At 69.8% G+C, this 17893-nt stretch carries 18 protein-coding genes; 11 read left to right on the top strand and 7 right to left on the bottom strand.

The features are described from left to right. Window positions 1-3 precede the first annotated feature (3 nt). The 8 genes from ccoG to Q0C38_RS19575 all read left to right on the top strand — a co-directional run bounded on the left by ccoG (window position 4) and on the right by Q0C38_RS19575 (window position 7863). Window positions 4-1506, top strand: a complete 1503-nt coding sequence (gene ccoG / locus Q0C38_RS19610) for a cytochrome c oxidase accessory protein CcoG (protein ID WP_291298819.1) — start codon at window positions 4-6, stop codon at window positions 1504-1506. Then, entirely contained in the window at window positions 1503-2027 is a 525-nt protein-coding gene (locus tag Q0C38_RS19605; RefSeq protein WP_291298818.1) for a FixH family protein, read from the top strand. Before ccoG ends, Q0C38_RS19605 begins: the two co-directional genes overlap by 4 nt. Then, on the top strand, window positions 2024-4393 hold the full coding sequence (locus Q0C38_RS19600) for a copper-translocating P-type ATPase (RefSeq protein ID WP_291298817.1): 2370 nt from the start codon (window positions 2024-2026) through the stop codon (window positions 4391-4393). The genes Q0C38_RS19605 and Q0C38_RS19600 overlap by 4 nt, the downstream gene beginning before the upstream one ends. Beyond that, entirely contained in the window at window positions 4381-4602 is a 222-nt protein-coding gene (ccoS, locus tag Q0C38_RS19595) for a cbb3-type cytochrome oxidase assembly protein CcoS (RefSeq protein WP_291298816.1), read from the top strand. The genes Q0C38_RS19600 and ccoS overlap by 13 nt, the downstream gene beginning before the upstream one ends. Further along, window positions 4599-4802, top strand: a complete 204-nt coding sequence (locus Q0C38_RS19590) for a hypothetical protein (protein WP_291298815.1) — start codon at window positions 4599-4601, stop codon at window positions 4800-4802. Before ccoS ends, Q0C38_RS19590 begins: the two co-directional genes overlap by 4 nt. 123 nt (window positions 4803-4925) lie before the next feature. Then, the gene (locus Q0C38_RS19585; RefSeq protein ID WP_291298814.1) at window positions 4926-5945 is read left to right on the top strand and encodes a TRAP transporter substrate-binding protein; all 1020 of its coding nucleotides are present in this window, start codon (window positions 4926-4928) and stop codon (window positions 5943-5945) included. Between the two features lie 50 nt (window positions 5946-5995). Next, the gene (locus tag Q0C38_RS19580; protein WP_291298813.1) at window positions 5996-6526 is read left to right on the top strand and encodes a TRAP transporter small permease subunit; all 531 of its coding nucleotides are present in this window, start codon (window positions 5996-5998) and stop codon (window positions 6524-6526) included. 5 nt (window positions 6527-6531) lie between these two features. After that, the gene (locus Q0C38_RS19575) at window positions 6532-7863 is read left to right on the top strand and encodes a TRAP transporter large permease (RefSeq protein WP_291298812.1); all 1332 of its coding nucleotides are present in this window, start codon (window positions 6532-6534) and stop codon (window positions 7861-7863) included. Between the two features lie 3 nt (window positions 7864-7866). Here the strand turns inward: Q0C38_RS19575 and Q0C38_RS19570 are convergent, their stop codons facing one another. Further along, window positions 7867-8289, bottom strand: a complete 423-nt coding sequence (locus Q0C38_RS19570) for a VOC family protein (protein ID WP_291298811.1) — start codon at window positions 8287-8289, stop codon at window positions 7867-7869. A gap of 156 nt (window positions 8290-8445) precedes the next feature. Between Q0C38_RS19570 and Q0C38_RS19565 the strand changes: the two genes are divergently transcribed. After that, window positions 8446-9741, top strand: coding sequence for a TAXI family TRAP transporter solute-binding subunit (locus Q0C38_RS19565; protein WP_291298810.1), 1296 nt, complete (start codon window positions 8446-8448; stop codon window positions 9739-9741). On the opposite strand, the gene Q0C38_RS19560 is transcribed toward Q0C38_RS19565, so the two are convergent. The 3 genes from Q0C38_RS19560 to Q0C38_RS19550 are packed head-to-tail and all read right to left on the bottom strand — an operon-like array spanning window position 9732 to window position 12478. Then, on the bottom strand, window positions 9732-11012 hold the full coding sequence (locus tag Q0C38_RS19560; RefSeq protein ID WP_291298809.1) for a TRAP transporter large permease: 1281 nt from the start codon (window positions 11010-11012) through the stop codon (window positions 9732-9734). The genes Q0C38_RS19565 and Q0C38_RS19560 overlap by 10 nt on opposite strands. Beyond that, window positions 11009-11464 carry a TRAP transporter small permease gene (locus Q0C38_RS19555; RefSeq protein ID WP_291298808.1) on the bottom strand — a complete coding sequence of 152 codons (456 nt, stop codon included), beginning with the start codon at window positions 11462-11464 and terminating at the stop codon, window positions 11009-11011. The genes Q0C38_RS19560 and Q0C38_RS19555 overlap by 4 nt, the downstream gene beginning before the upstream one ends. Window positions 11465-11491: 27 nt before the next feature. Next, window positions 11492-12478: a TRAP transporter substrate-binding protein gene (locus Q0C38_RS19550; protein ID WP_291298807.1), complete on the bottom strand. Its 987-nt coding sequence runs from the start codon at window positions 12476-12478 to the stop codon at window positions 11492-11494. A 105-nt stretch (window positions 12479-12583) separates the two neighbouring features. Here Q0C38_RS19550 and Q0C38_RS19545 point away from each other — a divergent pair, with 105 nt between their 5' ends. After that, window positions 12584-13480, top strand: coding sequence for an NAD(P)-dependent oxidoreductase (locus tag Q0C38_RS19545; protein ID WP_291298806.1), 897 nt, complete (start codon window positions 12584-12586; stop codon window positions 13478-13480). Window positions 13481-13485: 5 nt separating this feature from the next. Here Q0C38_RS19545 and Q0C38_RS19540 read toward each other — a convergent pair whose 3' ends face one another. Both Q0C38_RS19540 and radC read right to left on the bottom strand, forming a co-directional pair. Then, window positions 13486-14175 (bottom strand): hypothetical protein, encoded by a 690-nt coding sequence (locus Q0C38_RS19540; RefSeq protein ID WP_291298805.1) that lies wholly within the window; start codon window positions 14173-14175, stop codon window positions 13486-13488. Window positions 14176-14304: 129 nt separating this feature from the next. Further along, complete coding sequence (gene radC, locus Q0C38_RS19535; protein WP_408870050.1) at window positions 14305-15030, bottom strand: DNA repair protein RadC; 726 nt, start codon at window positions 15028-15030, stop codon at window positions 14305-14307. 489 nt (window positions 15031-15519) lie between these two features. On the opposite strand from radC, the gene Q0C38_RS19530 reads away from it, so the two are divergent. Then, the gene (locus Q0C38_RS19530) at window positions 15520-17118 is read left to right on the top strand and encodes a TIGR03013 family XrtA/PEP-CTERM system glycosyltransferase (protein WP_291298804.1); all 1599 of its coding nucleotides are present in this window, start codon (window positions 15520-15522) and stop codon (window positions 17116-17118) included. Window positions 17119-17125: 7 nt separating this feature from the next. Here Q0C38_RS19530 and Q0C38_RS19525 read toward each other — a convergent pair whose 3' ends face one another. Continuing rightward, a complete protein-coding gene (locus Q0C38_RS19525; protein WP_291298803.1) occupies window positions 17126-17812 on the bottom strand; it encodes a Crp/Fnr family transcriptional regulator in 687 nt (228 codons plus the stop codon). Window positions 17813-17893 lie beyond the last annotated feature (81 nt).

The raw sequence follows: 17893 nt of genomic DNA, 5'->3' as shown, positions 1-17893 counted from the left end.
CCCATGGACGCGCCGACAACCCTGAAGCCGGCCGCAGCGGCGGTTGGCGCGTCGGCGCCGACCCCGCTCTACGCCGAGCATGTGAAGGTGTATCCCGCCCGCGTGCAGGGCCGCTTCCGCAACGCCAAGTGGGCGATCCTCCTGGCCGCCCTCGTCGTCTACTACGTGCTGCCCTGGCTGCGATGGTCACGGCCCGGTGCAGCACCCGACCAGCTCCTGCTCGTTGATCTCGCGGGCCGCCGCTTCTATCTCGGCCCGATCGTGATCTGGCAGGACGAGCTCTACTTCGTCACGGGCCTGCTCATCCTCGCCGCCGTCGCGCTGTTCCTCGTCACCTCGCTGTTCGGCCGCGTCTGGTGTGGCTATGCCTGCCCGCAGACGGTGTGGACCGACCTCTACATGTGGGTCGAGCGCCGCATCGAGGGTGACCGCAACGCCCGCATGCGGCTTGACCAGGGCGCGCGCAACGGGGCCTGGTGGTCGAAGAAGCTCGCCAAGCACGCGGTCTGGATCGGCATCGCGGCGGCAACCGGCGGTGCCTTCATCCTCTATTTCGGCGATGCACCGACCATGCTGGGTGACATCCTCACCGGCCGGGCGGGAAGCTGGACCTACGCCTTCCTCGGCATCCTCACCTTCACCACCTACGCACTCGCCGGCTGGGCGCGCGAGCAGGTGTGCACCTACATGTGCCCCTGGCCGCGCTTCCAGGGCGCGATGCTCGACGAGAACAGCCTGATCGTCACCTATCGCGGCTGGCGTGGCGAGCCGCGCGCCAAGCACAAGCAGGGCGAGGCGTGGGATGACAGGGGCGATTGCGTCGATTGCCGCCAGTGCGTGAACGTGTGCCCGACCGGCATCGACATCCGCGATGGCCAGCAGCTCGAATGCATCGGCTGCGGCCTCTGCGTCGATGCGTGCGATGCCATCATGGACAAGGTCGGCCGCCCACGCGGCCTGATCGCGCTCGATACGCTCGCGCACATGCAGACGGCGGAAGCCGCCTGCGCTGCCCTGCCGCCCGGCCCCGCGCGCCAGGAAGCCGGCGCGACAGCGACTGCGGATCGCCGCATCATCCGTCCGCGCACGCTCATCTACGCCGGTGTCCTCGGTGCCGTCTCCCTCGCCATGCTCGTGGTGTTCCTCACCCGCTCGACGACGGAACTCGCCGTGCTGCGTGATCGCGCGCCCGTCTACATCGCCCTGTCGGATGGGTCTGTGCGGAACAACTTCACGGTGAAGCTCTGGAACAAGGGCTACGCTGAGCCGACGCACGCGCTTGCCGTCGAGGGGCTTGCGGGGGCCATCGTCGCCGTCGTCGGCGCGCCGGATGAGCGGCCGGTGCTGTCCACCCGCGCCGATGGGGTAACGGCGCATCGCGTGCATGTCACCGCGCCAGCAGGATCGCGCCTGCCGGAGAGCACGCCCGTGCGCTTCGTCGTCCGTGATGAGAGGGGGCAGATCGTGGTCGCATCCGACAGCGTTTTCCTGGCGCCGAAGCGATGAGCAGCGCTGTGCCCCGACCAGGACGTGACGGCTGGATCCCCTGGGTGTTCGTCGGCTGCATGACGGTCGTCGTCATCGTGAACGCGATCATGGCGTGGTTCGCGCTTTCGACCTTCGCGGGAACGACGGTCGACCGTTCCTATGAGCGTGGGCGGCAGTACAACGCCGTGATCGCCGAAGCCGAGCGCCAGGCGCGCACCGGCTGGAACTTCTCCGTCGCGTGGCATCCGGGAACCGGTGATCCGCTGTCGGGCACCGTGGTCGTCACCGCACGCGATGCCGCGGCGGCACCGCTCGACAGGCTCTCGGTCGAGGCTGTGCTGCTGCGCCCGCTCGAAGCGCCCCAGCCGCTCGCACTCGCCTTCTCCGAGGTCGGCCCCGGGCTGTACGCGGCACCGGTGACGCTGCCCCGGCCCGGCCAATGGGAGGTGCGGATGAAGACACGCCGCGGCCAAGGCGGCGGCCAAGGTGGCGGCCAGGAGGGGCCGGTCGATTATCGCCAGCGCTTCGTGGCGCGATGACGGCGCAGTCGCCGTTCGTCATTGCCGCGCCGGCGCAATCGGCTTCCCTCTGCGCGCACTGCGCCGCACCGCTGCCGCCGGGTGCGGAGAGCTTCTGCTGCCATGGGTGCGAGGCCGCGCACGCGCTCGTCTCCGGCCTGGGCCTCGCGGCGTTCTATGCGCGCGCCGAAGGTGCGGCACCGCGACCGGAGCCTGATGCCCCGCGCCACGACCTCGCCGCCCGCGCCGTCGCCGATGGCAAGGGTGGGCAGTCCATCACGCTGCTCGTGGGCGGCATCACCTGTGCGGCCTGCGCCTGGCTGATCGAGCAGGTGCTCGCCCGCGAGCCCGACATCACCTGGGCACGCCAGGCGCTGGCGACGCGGCGACTGACGATCCGTTGGCGTGGCGAGGCCGCACGGGCCGATGCGTTCGGCGCGCGGCTTGCCGCGCTCGGCTTCACCACCGCGCCCTTCGATGCCGCGTGCCTCGCCGCATCCGACGATGCCGAGACGAAACGGCTCCTGCTGGCGATGGGCGTAGCCGCCTTCGCGTCGATGAACGTGATGCTCGTGTCCGTCGCGGTCTGGGCGGGGCATGGCAGCGGCGACATGGGACCTGCGACGCGCGACCTGATGCACTGGCTCGCGGCGCTGATCGGGCTTCCCGCCATCCTCTGGTGCGGGCTTCCCTTCTACCGTTCCGCCCTGGCCGGGCTCAGTGCCGGGCGGACGAACATGGACGTGCCGATCAGCCTCGGCATCCTGCTCACCGCCGCGATGAGCCTGTCCGAGACGATCCGCGGCGGGCCCTATACCTATTTCGACAGCGCCGTTTCCCTCGTGTTCCTCCTGCTGGTCGGCCGCTTCCTTGACCGCAGGATGCGCGGCCGCGCGCGGCGTGCAGCGACGCAACTTCTCGCGCTCAACCGCGCGCCCGTCTCGGTGATCGGCGAGGACGGGCTTGCCCGTCCGCGCGCGCCCGACGCCGTCAGGGTGGGTGAGCGCGTTCTCGTCGTGGCCGGCGAGCGCATCGGCGTCGATGGCACGGTGCTGTCGGGTCGTTCCGAGATCGATGCGTCGCTGGTGACGGGCGAGGCGGTGCCTCGCGCGGCCGCACCCGGCAGCGCGGTGCAGGCCGGCACGCTGAACCTCGCCGCACCGCTCACCGTCACGGTGACGGCGGCGGGCGGCGACACGGTGCTCGCCGCGATCGTGCGGATGATGGAGGCGGCAGAGGCAGGGCGCGGCCGCCACCGCGCGCTGGCCGATCGCGTCGCCGGGCTCTACACGCCGGTGGTGCACACGCTGGCTGCCGCCACCTTCCTGCTGTGGTGGGGCGTGTTCGGCGTCGCGTGGCAGCCCGCCCTCGTCAACGCCGTTGCCGTGCTGATCATCACCTGCCCCTGCGCGCTGGGCATCGCGGTTCCGGCCGTACAGGTCGCGGCCTCGGGGCGGCTGATGCGGGGTGGCGTGCTCGTCACCTCCGGCTCTGCGCTCGAGCGCCTGGCGGAAGCCGACATGGCCGTTCTCGACAAGACCGGGACGCTCACGCGCGGGCGGCCCACGCTCCTGCCCGGCGCATGGTCGACGGCCGATCTTGCGGAAGCCGGCGCGCTTGCCGCGGCAAGCCGGCACCCGCTCGCCCGTGCGTTGGCCCAGTCTGCCGGCGCGGCAGCGGCGGAAGGCGTGATCGAGCATCCGGGCCAGGGGCTTTCCCTGCCGACCAATCGCGGAACGATCCGCCTCGGCAATGCACACTTCGCCGGCACGCTGCCGGGGGCGGGCATGGAGCTCTGGCTCGCGCGGCCGGGGCGCATCCCCCTCGTGTTCCGCTTCGCCGATGCACCCCGCGACGATGCGGCAGAGGCGGTCGCCGCGCTCGGCAGGCTGGGGCTTCCCGTCTCGCTGCTGTCGGGTGATCGCACCGAGGCGGTGGCAGCTTCTGCCTCGGCGACGGCGATCACGCACTGGCAGGCAGAGGCCGATCCGGCAGCAAAACTGGCGCGCCTCTCGGCCCTCGCGGCCGAAGGCCATCGGGTGCTGATGGTCGGCGATGGGCTGAACGATGCGCCAGCGCTCGCCGCGGCGCACGTCTCGGCTTCGCCGGCAAGCGGGGCGGATGTGACGCAGGCGGCAGCCGACATCGTGTTCCAGGGCGAGCGTCTCTCCGCCGTTCCCTGGGCCGTCACGGTCGCGCGCAAGGCACAGGCGCTGGTGCGGCAGAACATCGCGATCTCGCTCGCCTACAACGTCATCGCCGTGCCGCTTGCCGTCGCGGGCCTCGTCACGCCGGCGATCGCGGCTGCGGCGATGGCGGCCTCCTCGATCACGGTCGTGCTCAATGCGCTCAGGGTCGAGCGTGGGGAGGGTCGATGGACGCGCTGATCCTGCTCATCCCGCTGTCGCTGCTGCTGGGCGGCCTCGCACTCGGCGCTTTCCTCTGGACCATGCGAAGCGGGCAGTACGACGATCTCGACGGCGCCGCTCACCGGATCCTGTTCGACGACGACCCGACAAGCCCAAAGCCGCCGACATCCCCATTGCCACCGACACGCCCAACGTCTGGGCCACCTGACCGGGAGACCACACCATGACCCCATCCGCAGTGATTTTCGGCACGATCGGCATCGTGATCGCGCTTGCCGGCCTGCTCATGGCTGCATCCGCGACCGACCCGGCCTTCTACGTGGCTGGATTGATCATGTTCGTGGGCTTCGTGCTGTTCCTGTTCACCCTGTTGAAGCGGCACTTTGACGCCGCCGATGCAGCGCGGACCGGCGACCGCGACCACTGATGCCGCCATCTGGCCCTTGCGCACCCCCTTGCGCGATGGGGCCGATTTCTGTGACATGACGGCCTGACAGGGCATCCCGCCAGCGCGGGGTGCGGCAACAACGGCCTTGGGGGGCTTTGTGTGATGGATCGTCGCTCGCTTCTGCTGGGCGCCGCCGGCGCTGTTGTTACCGGTGCTGGCGTCACCGCTCCGTTCGGGAACACGGCCTCTGCCCAGGCCGCGCGCTGGCAGTTCGCCACGCCGTACCCTGACGGCAATTTCCACACCCAGAACATCCGCGAGTTCGTGAAGGACGCGGAGGCCGCCGCCACCGGTCGCCTCAACGTCGTCATCCACTCCAACGCCTCGCTGCTGCGCATGCCCGAGATCAAGCGCGGCGTGCAGACCGGCCAGGTGCAGATGGGCGAGATCCTGCTCTCGGCCTACGGCAACGAAGACCCGATGTTCGAGATCGACGGCATTCCCATGCTCGTCACCTCCTTCACCCAGGCGCGCGTTCTCGCCGGCCTCCAACGCCCCTTCGTTCAGGCCCGATTTGCGCGGCAGGGCATCACGCTGCTCTACATGGTGCCGTGGCCGCAGTCGGGCTTCTACACCAACACCCCGCTCGCCACGCTCGACGGGCTTCGCGGCACCAAGTTCCGCACCTTCAACGCAGCGACCCAGCGCTTCGCCACCCTTGTCGGCGCAACGCCGACGCTCGTGCAGGTGTCGGAACTCGCACAGGCCTTCGCCACCGGCGTGGTGAACGCGATGGTCACGTCGGCTGCAACCGGTGTCGACAGCCAGGCATGGGACTATGTGAAGCATTTCGTTCCCGTCGGCTTCACGCGCACCAAGAATGCCGTGTTCTGCTCGACCCGCGCGCTCAATGCGCTGCCCGCCTCGGCGCAGCAGGCGCTCCGCGACGCGGCCGAGCGGGCCGAGCAGCGTGGCTGGGACATCGCTGCGTCGGAGGAGCGTGCGCGCCAGCAGCAGCTCGCCGACCGCGGCATGACGGTCGCCGACCCGGCACCGCCTGCGCTGATGGCGGAACTCGCGAAGGTTGGCGATACGATGGTGAACGAGTGGGTGCAGAAGGCTGGCGCTGACGGCAAGGCGCTGGTCGACGCCTACCGCGCCGCAATCGGCCGCGCGGCCTGACGCCGTTCAGGCGACGCCCCGTATCTGAAGCAGCCGAAACGAACCGCGCAGTGCTTCGCCGCGCCCTCGACGCGCTCTATCTGCTGAGCGGGATCGCGGGCGCGGTTGCGCTGCTCGCGATCGCGTTCCTCATCCTGGCGCAGATCGTGTTGCGCCAGACCGGCGGCGTGCTGGCCGGGGGCGATGACCTGACGGCCTTCGCCATGGCCGCATGCGCGATGCTCCCGCTTGCCTACGCCTTCCGCCATGGCGCGCATATCCGCGTCGATCTCATCATCGGCCGTGTGCGCGGCGTGTCGCGCACGGTGATGGAGGCGGTGGCACTCTCGCTCGCGTCGTTCATGGCGCTGCTCTTCGCCTGGGCCTCAACCGATCTCGTGGCCGACAGTATCGCGTTCGAGGAAGTGGCCCAGGGCATGCTCGCCACGCCCCTCTGGATCCCGCAGACGCTGATGGCCGCCGGCGCGATCGTGTTCGCGATCGCACTCGTCGACGATCTCGTGGTGCTGCTGACCGGTGGCGTTCCCTCCTACCGCCGGCAGGAGACGGGTGCTCTCGAGAAGGCGGCGGAGGAACTGTAGCGGGGATGGATATTGCGCTGACCGAGGCGGGCATCCTGTTGCTCGCTGCCCTGTTCGCCTTCCTTGGCCTCGGTATCTGGGTCGGCGCCTCGCTGATGCTCACCGGCCTCGTCGGCATCGTCGTGCTGCCTGCACTGTTCCCTGCCTTCAACGCCTTCCCGGTGGAGAAGGTGCTCGGCACCGCGATCTGGCAGTCGATGGCGTCGTGGACGCTGGCAGCGCTCCCGCTGTTCATCTGGATGGGTGAGATCCTGTTCCGCTCGCGCCTGTCGGAGGACATGTTCCGCGGCCTGGCACCCTGGGTCGAGCGCCTGCCGGGGCGGCTGATGCATGTGAATGTCATAGGCTGCGGCATCTTTGCCGCCGTCAGCGGCTCCTCCGCCGCGACGGCCGCGACCATCGGCAAGATGAGCCTGCCGGCGCTGATCGAGCGCGGCTACCACAAACCCCTCGCGATCGGCAGCCTGGCAGGCGCGGGAACCCTCGGCCTGCTCATTCCGCCCTCGATCATCATGATCGTCTATGGCGTGGCGGCGGAGGTGTCGATCGTCCGCCTGTTCATCGCGGGCGTGCTGCCCGGCATCATGCTGATGCTGCTGTTCTCCGGATACATCGCGGTCTGGTCGCTGCTGAACCCGAGCCTCGTTCCGCCGCGCGGACCGTCGCTGCCCTTCATGCGCAAGATCAGCGAGAGCGGGGCGCTGATCCCGGTCGTGCTGCTGATCCTTGCCGTGCTCGGCTCGATCTACGGCGGCATCGCGACGGCGACCGAGGCAGCGGCGATGGGCGTGGTTGGCGCGCTCGCGCTGTCCGCCTGGGGCGGCAGCCTCTCCTGGACCACGTTCCGCGACAGCCTGATGGGTGCGGTGCGGCTGTCCTGCATGATCAACTTCATTCTCGCCGGTGCGGCGTTCCTGACGCAGGCGATGGCGTATTCGCGCATCCCCGCCGCCATGGCCGCCTGGGTCGGCGCGCAGGGCTTCCACCCCTACATGATCATCGCCGTGCTGACCGCGCTCTACGTCGTGCTCGGCTGCTTCATCGATGGCGTGAGCATGATCGTGCTGACGGTCACGGTGGTGTTGCCGATCATCCAGGGAACGGGGTTCGACCTGCTCTGGTTCGGCATCTTCATCGTGCTCGTCGTCGAGATGGCGCAGATCACGCCGCCGGTCGGGTTCAACCTGTTCGTGCTTCAGGGATTGACGGGGGAGAACATCTTCACGGTGGCGAAGAACACGCTGCCGTTCTTCCTGCTGATGTGCACGGCCGTCGCGCTCGTGACGGTGTTCCCCGGGATCGTCACCTGGCTGCCCTCGACGATGATGGGCAACTGAGGTTCACCCAGCCGGCTTGATCCAGTCGGGCCTGTCGAAGCGCTGGATTTCGAGCGTGTATCCGGCCGGGTCGTGAAAGAAGAAATGGTGCACGCGGTAATGCTCGCTGTAGGCCGGCGGGTGCGGGATCGCGGCGCCCTTCGCCAACAGGTGCGCGTACCAGCCATCGACGTCATCGGCGACGAAGGTGAACACCACTCCGCCGACGACACGCGGATTGTCCGACGCGCGGGCTGCGCGGGCGCGGCACACACCGAGGAAGGCACGCGCGCCCGGTGCCGCCTCGTAGATGCGGCAGGTGCCCTGGTCCTGCACGAGCGCCAGCCCCATCACCTCCTCATAGAAGTGCCAGGAGGCTTCCGTATCCTCTGCATAGAGGAAAGTGACCTGCTGGCCGAGGGCGGGCCTGGGGGGGATGCTGCTCATGCCGTGAGTGTAGGGTGTGTCGCGGCCCCTGTCTCTCTGGCCCCTGTCTCTCTGGCCCCTGTCTCTCTGGCCCCCCTCTCTCTGACCCCCGTCTCTCCGCCGACGCGCCGTGTGCCGCTCGCGCGACGCGGCCGCCGCGCTCTATGATGCCACCGCATGTGGACCTCCATCAGGGCTTTCCTGAAGGTATACGGGCTTGCCGGCCTGCTGCTCGCTGCCGCCCTCGTGGCGGCGTGGCAGTTCGTCGCGCCGCCGCCGCCGCGCACCATCATCATCGCTGCCGGGCCGGAGGGGGGAGCCTATCTTCCCGCTGCGCGCCGCTGGGCAGCCATCCTGGCGCGGCAGGGCGTGCGGGCAGAGCTTCTCACCACCGATGGAACGGTCGAGAACCTCCGTCTCGTCACCGCCTCGCCGCCCCTGGCGGACCTTGCCCTCGCCCAGGGCGGCGTCGGCAGCGACGAGACGATGCCCCAGCTCACCGCCCTCGGCGCCATCGCGCACGAGGGCGTGTGGGTCTTCCGCCGCCGTGACCTGGCGGCGACGCGGCTGCGCGACCTCTCGGGCCTTCGCATCGCCATCGGGCCCGAGGGCAGTGGCACGCGCGTGCTTGCGAGGCAGATCATCGAGGGCTCCGGCCTGACGGACGTGACGCTGCTGCCGCTCGCCGGCTCCGACGCGGCGGAGGCGCTCGCAACGGGCGTGATCGATGCCGCGGTGTTCGTCTCCGCGGCACCTGGGGCCGCGATCAACCGGCTGTTGCGCGAGCCGTCGGTCGCGCTGCTCGACTTCTCCATCCGCACCGAGGCATACACCGCGGCGTTTCCGTTCCTGGCCGCGGTTCGCCTGCCGGCCGGCAGCGTGAGCCTGACCGAGGACATCCCGGGAGAGGATGTGACCCTGCTTGCACCCGTGGTGCAGGTGGTGGCGCGCGAGGGCATCCACCCGCAGATCGTGACGCTGATGATGGAGGCGTTGACCGAGGCGCATCGCGGCCGGCCGGTCTTCGCCGCGTCAGGCAGTTTCCCCGCCGCCGCCCCGACCGACTGGCCGCTCCACGAGGACGCTGACCGCTACTGGCGGTTCGGGCCGAGTTTCCTCAAGCGCTATCTTCCCTTCTGGGTGGCCGTGACGATCGAGCGCGCGTGGGTGCTGATCATCCCGCTTGTCACCATCCTGCTGCCGCTCTCGCGCATCGCCCCGCCGCTCTATCGCTGGCAGATCGAGCGCAAGGTGTACCGCTGGTACGCCGATGTGCGGTCCGTCGAGGATGCGTTGAAGGACGACGGGGCATCGGCCGACCGTGACGCGCTGCTTGCGCGCCTCGACCGCATCGCCGCGCGCGTGGCGACGACGCATGTTCCGCTCGCCTATGCCCGGCCGCTCTACGACCTTCGCCAGCACATCGCCTTCGTGCGTGGCCTTGTCGGCGGCAGCGGGACATCTCAGCCGTAGAAGAGGCGGGGCAGGGTCAGGCTGACGGCCGGCACGTAGGTGATGATCAGCAGCGCCGCGATGTTCACCGCGATGAATGGCAGGCTCGCGCGGATCAGGGTCGGCAACGGTACGCGCGCGATCGCGGCCCCGAGATAGAGGCAGTTGCCGACCGGTGGCGTGACCAGGCCGATGCCGAGATTGACCACCATGATCGCGCCGAACTGGATCGGGTCCACCCCCGCCGCGGCGGCGACGGGGAAGAGGATCGGCGCGAACAGCAGCAGCGCGGGCACCAGGTCCATCACGCAGCCGACCATGAGCAGGAACACGTTGATCGCCATCAGCACGCCGAAACGGCCGAGTGAGAGCTGATCCATGAAGGCGACGAGGCTCTGCGGCAGCTGCTCGACCGCGATCATCCACGCAGCGACCGATGTGGTGGCGAGAACGAAGCAGGGAATGGCGGTGTTGATCGCGGCGTTGACCAGGATGCCGCCAAGGTCGCGCAGGCCGAAATCGCGATAGACGAGCCCGCCGAGGATGAGCGCGTAGACGACGCCGATGACGCCCGCTTCCGTCGCCGTCGTGATGCCGGAGACGATCGCCCCCAGCAGGAACACCGGCAGCAGCAGCGGCAGTGCCGCTTCCGCGAAGGCGCGCCTGATCTCGGGCAGTCGCGCACGTTCCGCCCGCTGCGGCCAGCCCTTGCGGCCCGCCATGACGTACACCGCCGCCATGAGCATGAGGCCGACGAGGATGCCCGGCACGAGGCCCGCAAGGAACAGCGCGCCGATCGACTGCCCCATGGCGATGCCGTAGAGCACCATCGGGATCGAGGGCGGAATGAGGATGCCGATGACGGAGGAGCAGATCGTGATCGCGCCGGCATCCTCGCGCGTGTAGCCCTGCTTCTCCATCGCCGGGATCATCAGGCTGCCGATCGCTGCCGTGTCGGCCACGGCGGAACCCGAGATGCCGCCGAAGAACATCGAGGCGCCGACATTCACGTGCCCGAGACCGCCGCGGATGTGGCCCAGCAGCGCATCGGAGAAGCGCACCAGCCTGGTCGCGATGGAAGCCTCGCCCGCCAGCGAGCCGGCGAGGATGAACAGCGGCACGGCAACCAGCGGGAAGCTGTTCACCCCGTTGACCATGCGGTGCGCGACGATGGTGAGCGGGAAGCTTCCATCGATCCACAGCGCGGTCGCCGCCGCGATCCCCATGCCGATGCCGACCGGCACGCCGGCAATGAGCAGCGCGCCGAACACGACGAACAGCGTCAGCGTCATCGCGTGCCGCGCAGGCGCGCGGGAAGCGAGGCCAGCGTGTCGAGCGCCATCAGCCCCGCCGCGACAGGGATGCAGAGATAGAGCAGGCCGAGCGGCATCTTCAGCGCCTCCGACCGGCTCTGCATCGTGCGGTCGACGAGCTCGAATCCGATGATGACGAGGAAAACGAAGAACCCCGTGAGCAGCACCGCCGTCGCGACATCGAGCACGCGGCGCGGCAGCGCGGGCAGCCTGTCCGCGACCACGGTGAAGGCGATGTGCTTGCCCTCGTGCCAGGCAACGGCGGCGCCGAGGAACACGATCCACACCAGCAGGAAGTTCGGTACCTCCGTCGCCCAGTAGAGCGAGGCGCCGAGGCCGTAGCGGAACACCACGCCGGCGGTGACGGCGGCAACGAGTGCCGCCATCATCACCAGCAGGAGGAGCCTGAGCGCGCGCGCGACGAGATGCACAGACGCTCCGCCGTTACGCGCCCACCTTCAAGCGCGCGCCTCGCGCACTGCGCGGATGAGGTCGGCGCCGAGGCGCTCCTCGTAGCGCGAGAAGGTGGCGTTGGCGCCCGGCTCGAAGCTCGCGCGGTCGACGTCGCGCACGATCGTCATGCCGGCCTTCTCGAGATCGGCGATGGTCTTGGCGTTGGCCTCGCGCGCGGCCTTCACCTGGGCGTCGCGCGCCTTGGTCGCTGCCGCTTCGACGGGGGCGTGCAGCTCGCGCGGCAACCGGTCCCAGAACACGCGGCCGAGCAGGAACTGGCAGGGGATGTTGGCGTGCGAGGTGAGGTTGAGGAATTTCTGCACCTCGAAGAACTTGGCCGAGAAGATCAGCTCCGGCGGGTTCTCCTGCGCCTTCACCACGCCCTGCTGGAGGGCGGCGTAGAGCTCGGAGAAGTCGAGCGGGGTGGGGTTCGCGCCCCACTGGCGGAAGGCGAACAGCCACGGCTCGACATTCGGCACGCGGATATCGAGGCCACGCATGTCGGCCACCCGCCGAACCGGCTCGGCCCGCGTCGTCACATGGCGGAAGCCGAGCTCGCCCCAACCGAGGCACTTGTAGCCCTTCTCGAACATCATCCCGTCGATGCGCACCTGCACCGCGCCGCCGCCGCGCAGCACGGCATCGAGATGCGCATCGTCGCGGTAGATCATCGGCATGTTCAGCACGTCGAGCCGCGGGTCGACCTGGCCGTGGCGGCCGAGGATCGCGCCGTCGATCGTTCCGAGCTTCATGCCCTCGAGATACTCCGTCTCGCGGCCGAGCTGCGCGTTGGGGAAGACGCGCACGTCGATCCGCTCACCCACCGAGGCCCTCAGCGCATCGCGGAACTGCTCTGCCCAGAGCTGGTAGGTGTGCGCCTGCGGCAGCGCATGCGCGATGCGCAGCGTGATCGCGCGCTGTGCCATGGCGGGGCGGACGAAGGGCGCGGCAAGAAGGCCGGCTGCAAGGCTGCGGCGCGTGAGGCGGATCATGACGGTTCTCTCCCGATACGGCAGTCTTCTGATTGGCGCGCATCGTGACGGAACCGCGAGCGCGGTCAAGCGTTCGTGAGGTGGGCTTCGAGTGGAGAAGGCGGGATGCGGCGTGTTCTGGTGACGGGCGGGGCTGGGTTCATCGGCGCGTGGATCGCAGGTGCGCTCGCCGATCGCGGCTGGTCGGTGCGGGTGTTCGACATGACGGCGGATCGCCGCATCGGCCGCGACCTGCTCGGACCACGCATGGATGCGTTCGAGTGGGTGGTGGGCGACATCGCCGCCGCCGGCACGCTCGAGGCCGCTTCACGCGATTGCAGCCTGATCGTCCACCTCGCGGCGGTGTTGACGCCCTTCTGCGCGGCCGAGCCGGTGCGCGGGGCGGAGATCAACGTGCTCGGCACGCTGCGCGCCTTCGAGGCGGCGCGCGCCAACGGTATCGGCCGCGTGCTGGTAATGAGCAGCGCTGGCGTGTTCGGCCCCGCTCATGCCGACCATCCGGAGCCTGCGACCCTCTACGGCGCCTGGAAGCTCGCGGGCGAGGGAATCGGCCGCGCCTATGCCGCGATGCACGGGATCGACAGCGTATCGTTCCGGCCTCTCGTCGTGTACGGGCCGGGCCGCGAGACGGGGCTCTCCGCCGGCCCGACGCTGGCCTGCCGCGCCGCGTCGCGCGGCGAGCCCTGCGTGATCGGCTTCAGCGGGATCTGCGATCTCGTCTACGTCGCCGACGTCGCTGCTGCCTTCGCCGCCGCGGCGGAGGGCTCGGCGCCAGGCGCTTCCGTGTTCAACCTCCCAGGCGCGGTGGTGGAGGTGGCTGAGGTGGCGCGCGAGATCATGCGCCAGGCGCCGGGGGCGGAGATCACTGTCGACGGCCCTCCGCTGCCGATCATGGGCGTGATCCCCGACAACGGCGTGCACGCCATGTTCCCCGGCCTCACGCGGACAGGGCTTGCGGACGGCATCGCCGCGACGCTCGCGCACTATCGCGCGCGGGCGTGATGGGTTCAAGCAACGTCCTCGCGGGTGAGCACGTGCTGGGTGCGGTAGAGCGTTGCTGTCACCGCACCGGCGGCCTCCGACATGCCCGCGGCCATGGCGAGTGCCGCGGCGGTCGTTGCCTGGTCGAGCCCGTCGATGAGCAGGGCGAAGGCAACGGTGCGGTCAGGCTCGCCGCGGCTTTCGCGGAAGCGTTTCTCGGCGGTGGGCTGCTGGCCCAGCGTCTCGTCGCCCTCGACCGCATGCGCGCCGATGATGCCCGGCATCGCCATCGCGGCATCGATCCAGGGGCCGGTGGCGAGCGCGCGGGCGGCCTCGCGCGCGCCGCTGGGCGCGATCTGCACCGTGCCGAGCCAACCGCCGACGCCAAGCCCGCGGCTGGCCAGCACCGTGCACACGGTCCGGCATGGCGCGACGTAGGCCGAAAGGATTCGCCGCGTCCACGCCGTCGGGTCGTTCAGGCGTGCGAGATAGGGCGGGGAGGTGAGCACCGGTGTCGCCTCGACCTCGTAGGCCATGAAATAGGCAAGCCGCGGGTCGGTTCCGGCCACCGCCTGGCAGCGCCGGCCGCGCCTGAAGCCGGGAACGCGCAGCCGCTCCGGCAGGTGTTCGAGGCTGTGCCAGGCGTTGTAGTCGGCCTCCGCCTCCGGCGTGACCCCGCCCCAGTTCGCCAGCACGCCAGAGCCCAGCAACGGCATCGCACCTCTCCCCCGCCGATCATGGTGGCGCGGAGACTGCCCGAGCGGCCTGGACGCGTCATCCCGCCCCCTGCATTGTTGGCGAGCATAGTCACGCATCCGGCTGGTCCCAGCCGTATGCGATCTGCTCTACAGCAACCCTTCCGCGCGGAAGCTGAGCCACCGTCCGTTGCCGATGATCAGGTGGTCGTGCAGCGTGATGGACAGCACACTCGCGGCCTCCTTCACCATGCGCGTCATCTCGATGTCGGACCGGCTCGGGCTCGGGTCACCGGAAGGGTGGTTGTGGGCGAGGATGATGGCGGTGGCGTGCAGCTCGAGCGCGCGCTTGACCACCTCTCGCGGATACACGGGGGTGTGATTCACCGTGCCGCGCGCCTGGGCCTCGTCGGCGATCAGGCGGTTCTTGCTGTCGAGGAACAGCACGCGGAACTGCTCGATCTTCTCCCGCGCCATCACGGCGGTGAGATACTCGATCAGCCTGTCCCAGGTGTTCAGCACGGGGTGTTCCATCACCTCCGCCCGCGCCATGCGAAGGGCGGCGGCTTGGACGAGCTTCAGCGCCGCGACGCTGTGGGGGCCGAGGCCGCGCGTTTCGAGCAGTGTTCCCTGGGGGGCTGCAAGAACGTTGGCGAAGCTGCCGAAGCGGTTGATCAGCGCCTTGGCGAGCGGCTTGGTGTCGCCCTTGGGCATGGCGAAGAACATGAGCATCTCGAGCAACTCGTAATCGGCCAGCGCATCCGGGCCGCGGGAGAGAAGCTTCTGCCGCATCCGCGCGCGGTGGCCGTGCGGCCCTGTGCTGGCGAAGGGAAGCGGCCCTCCGCTCTCGCTGGGGGCCTCAATGGGGCCCTCAATGGGGCCATCATTGGGGCCCTGGGCGGGACGATCGGTGGTGGAGACGGGATCGGTCCGCTGGCGCGACCTCGCCAGCACGTCTGTGCCTGTCGCAGCGGAACGGGAGAATGCGCCAGCCGCCTGTTCGGCAAAGCCGGTGACGGCGCCATGCCCGCTTTCGGTCTTGGCTGTCGGTCGGAAAAGCCGAGTCAGGGGCCACACGGGGGCCTGTCTCCACACCATTGCTGCTCCGGCATACGGTAGCAGCGATGTGCTCTTCACTCTACTGTAGGTTTTAGTCATGATGATGAGAATCAATGATGCGTGCATTTCCGGGAGTGAATACCCGTGATTCCTCGCCGAAAAGTCCCGACGCCGGAGTCGCAGGAACCTGAAAACCAAGTGCCGCCCCCCCAGGCGGCGCCGCGGCGTGATGCGCGTCACAGCGCCATGCCCGTTCCGGTTGTGCATGCGCCCCGGGGGGGCGTCTCGCGGTATAGTGGTCCCGGAATGTCCCCGGATCACACACTCGGCGCCGAGGCGCCAGCCTCGCCGGCAGGCGCCTCGCCAGCAGGCGCCTCGCCAGCAGGCGCCTCGACAGCGCGTGCCTCGGCCGTCAACGCCGCGTCCGCCATCGCCGCCCCTGGCGTCGAGGCCCCTCGTGCGGCTCCGGGTGCGCGGGTCGGCCAGCCGGACTCCGAGGCCCTGACCGTTCGCCTCGCAGGGCCGCGCTGTTCCGCCGCGGCTGCCCTGCTCGCGGCCGACGCACTGCTCGTCATCTTCGTCTGGCCGCTGGCGGTCATGCTGATCGGCGACGCCATCCCCGCCGGCGTGCCACCCGGCCCCTTGCCGCTGGTGCTCTACCCCGCGGCGTTTCTGCTGTTTCTCTACGCACTCGGCCTCTACCGGCGGGATGCGCTGATCGAGCCTGGGCGGGCGATCGGCCGCGTGCCGCTCGCCGCCGGGCTGGGCTCCGCCTCCGCCTTCGCTGCCGTCACGCTGCTGCCGCCGCCTTTCGCCGCCCCTGGCGCCTCCGCCCTGTTCGGCGCAGCGGTGCTCGCCTTCACCGCCTCGGCGCTCGCCGCGCGCGGGGTGTTCTTCCTCGCCCAACGCCGCGGCGCCTTCCGCAGCAGCCTTCTCGTGGTCGGCGCCGGCAAGCGGGCGTGGGACATGGTGTGGCTGTTGAGCCGCGAGGGGCGGACGATCACGCAGGACGTCGCCTTCGTGCACGACCCGCGCATGGGCGAGATCGACCCCAGGCTCGCCGAGGACAAGCGCTGGCCCATCTTCCCGGCGAGCGACGGGTTCCTCGCGATCGCCCGCCGCGTTCGCGCCGACCGCATCGTCGTCGCGCCCGACGAGCGCCGCGGCATGCCGATGACGGAGCTGCTCTCCTGCCGCACGGCGGGGTTCCCGGTGCACGAGTATCATCGCTTCCTCGAGCGCGAGATCGGCCGTGTCGACCTCAAGCGCCTCGACATCGGCTCGCTGCTCTATGCCGACGGCTTCACCTTTTCGGTGATCGACCTGGCACTGAAGCGGGCGCTCGACATCGCCGCGAGTGCGGGGATGCTGCTGATCACCGCGCCCTTCCTGGCCGCGGCGGCCCTTGCAGTGAAGCTCGACGATGGCGGGCCGGTGCTCTACCGCCAGGCGCGGGTCACGCGGGGCGGGCGCGTGTTCCGCATCATGAAGCTGCGCACCATGACGGTGGACGCAGAGCGCGGCGGTGCGGTGTGGGCCGCGAAGCAGGACCCGCGGGTGACGCGGATCGGCCGGTTCCTCCGCCGCACGCGGCTCGACGAGCTGCCGCAGCTCTTCAACGTGCTGGCCGGGGACATGTCGTTCGTGGGCCCGCGGCCCGAGCGGCCGGAGTTCACGACCGAGCTTGCCGCGGCCCTGCCCCTCTACAACGAGCGGCACCTGGTGCGCGCCGGGCTGACCGGTTGGGCGCAGGTGAACTACCCCTACGGCGCGTCGCTCGACGATGCGCGCTCGAAGCTCAGCTACGACCTCTACTACGTGAAGAACTTCTCGGTGATCTTCGACGTGCTGATCATCCTGCAGACGCTACGCGTCGTGCTTTGGCCAGGCGGCGGCGTGCGGTAACGCCCGATCAGCTGTGGCGTAACGGCGGGGTTGCGTCGAGCAGCCCGCGGTCGAGGATGGCGATGGAGCTTCCCGCGGCCGCGATCGCGCCTGCCGCCTCGAGGGAGGCGAGCGCGCGCGAGAAGCTCTCCGGCGTCATGCCGAGGTTGCGGGCGAGCATCGCCTTCGGCGCGCCGAGCTTCACGGGCGCGCCCTCCGTGCCCTTTGCGTTCTCGGCCAGCCATCGCGCGACGCGGGTGCGGCTGTCGTGCAGCTTCAGGTCCTTGATCTGCTCGATCAGGCACCACCATTGGCGCGACACCATGGCGAGGACAGCGTCGGCCAGGGCCGGTTCGGCCGCGATCTCGGCCCGCATCAGGGCGGCATCGAGCGCGAGCACGCGCGAGGCGCTGGTCGCGACCGCACCGACCGGGGAGCGGAGGCCGAGCAGCATGGCTGGCGCGACGACGAGGTCTCCCTCGCCGAGCAGCGCGATCACCGTGCGTTGGCCGGCTGCCCCGGTGGCGGTGAGCGCCACCTGGCCGATCAGCACGAGGTTGACGAGCTTCACCGGGTCCCCCTCGGTGAAGAGCGGGGCGTTCTTCGCCACTTGGCGGGTGATGCTGCCGGTAAGGATCCGAGACAGCACCCGCTCGCCAGTGTTGGCGAAGAGCGGGGTGCGCCTCAGGAGTGCCAGTGTCGAATGCTCTGCCATAAGGAATGAATAGGCCGATGCGGCCTTCTGCCGCGTTGATCGACGTCAATCGTCCCCAGGCAGCCGATGTCCGCCCGTCCG

Origin of the sequence: Elioraea sp. (assembly GCF_022842375.1) — a bacterium.
Taxonomy (GTDB): domain Bacteria; phylum Pseudomonadota; class Alphaproteobacteria; order Acetobacterales; family Acetobacteraceae; genus Elioraea_A.
The sequence above is the reverse complement of the archived record's forward strand: the minus strand, read 5'-3'. Positions and strand labels throughout refer to the sequence as shown.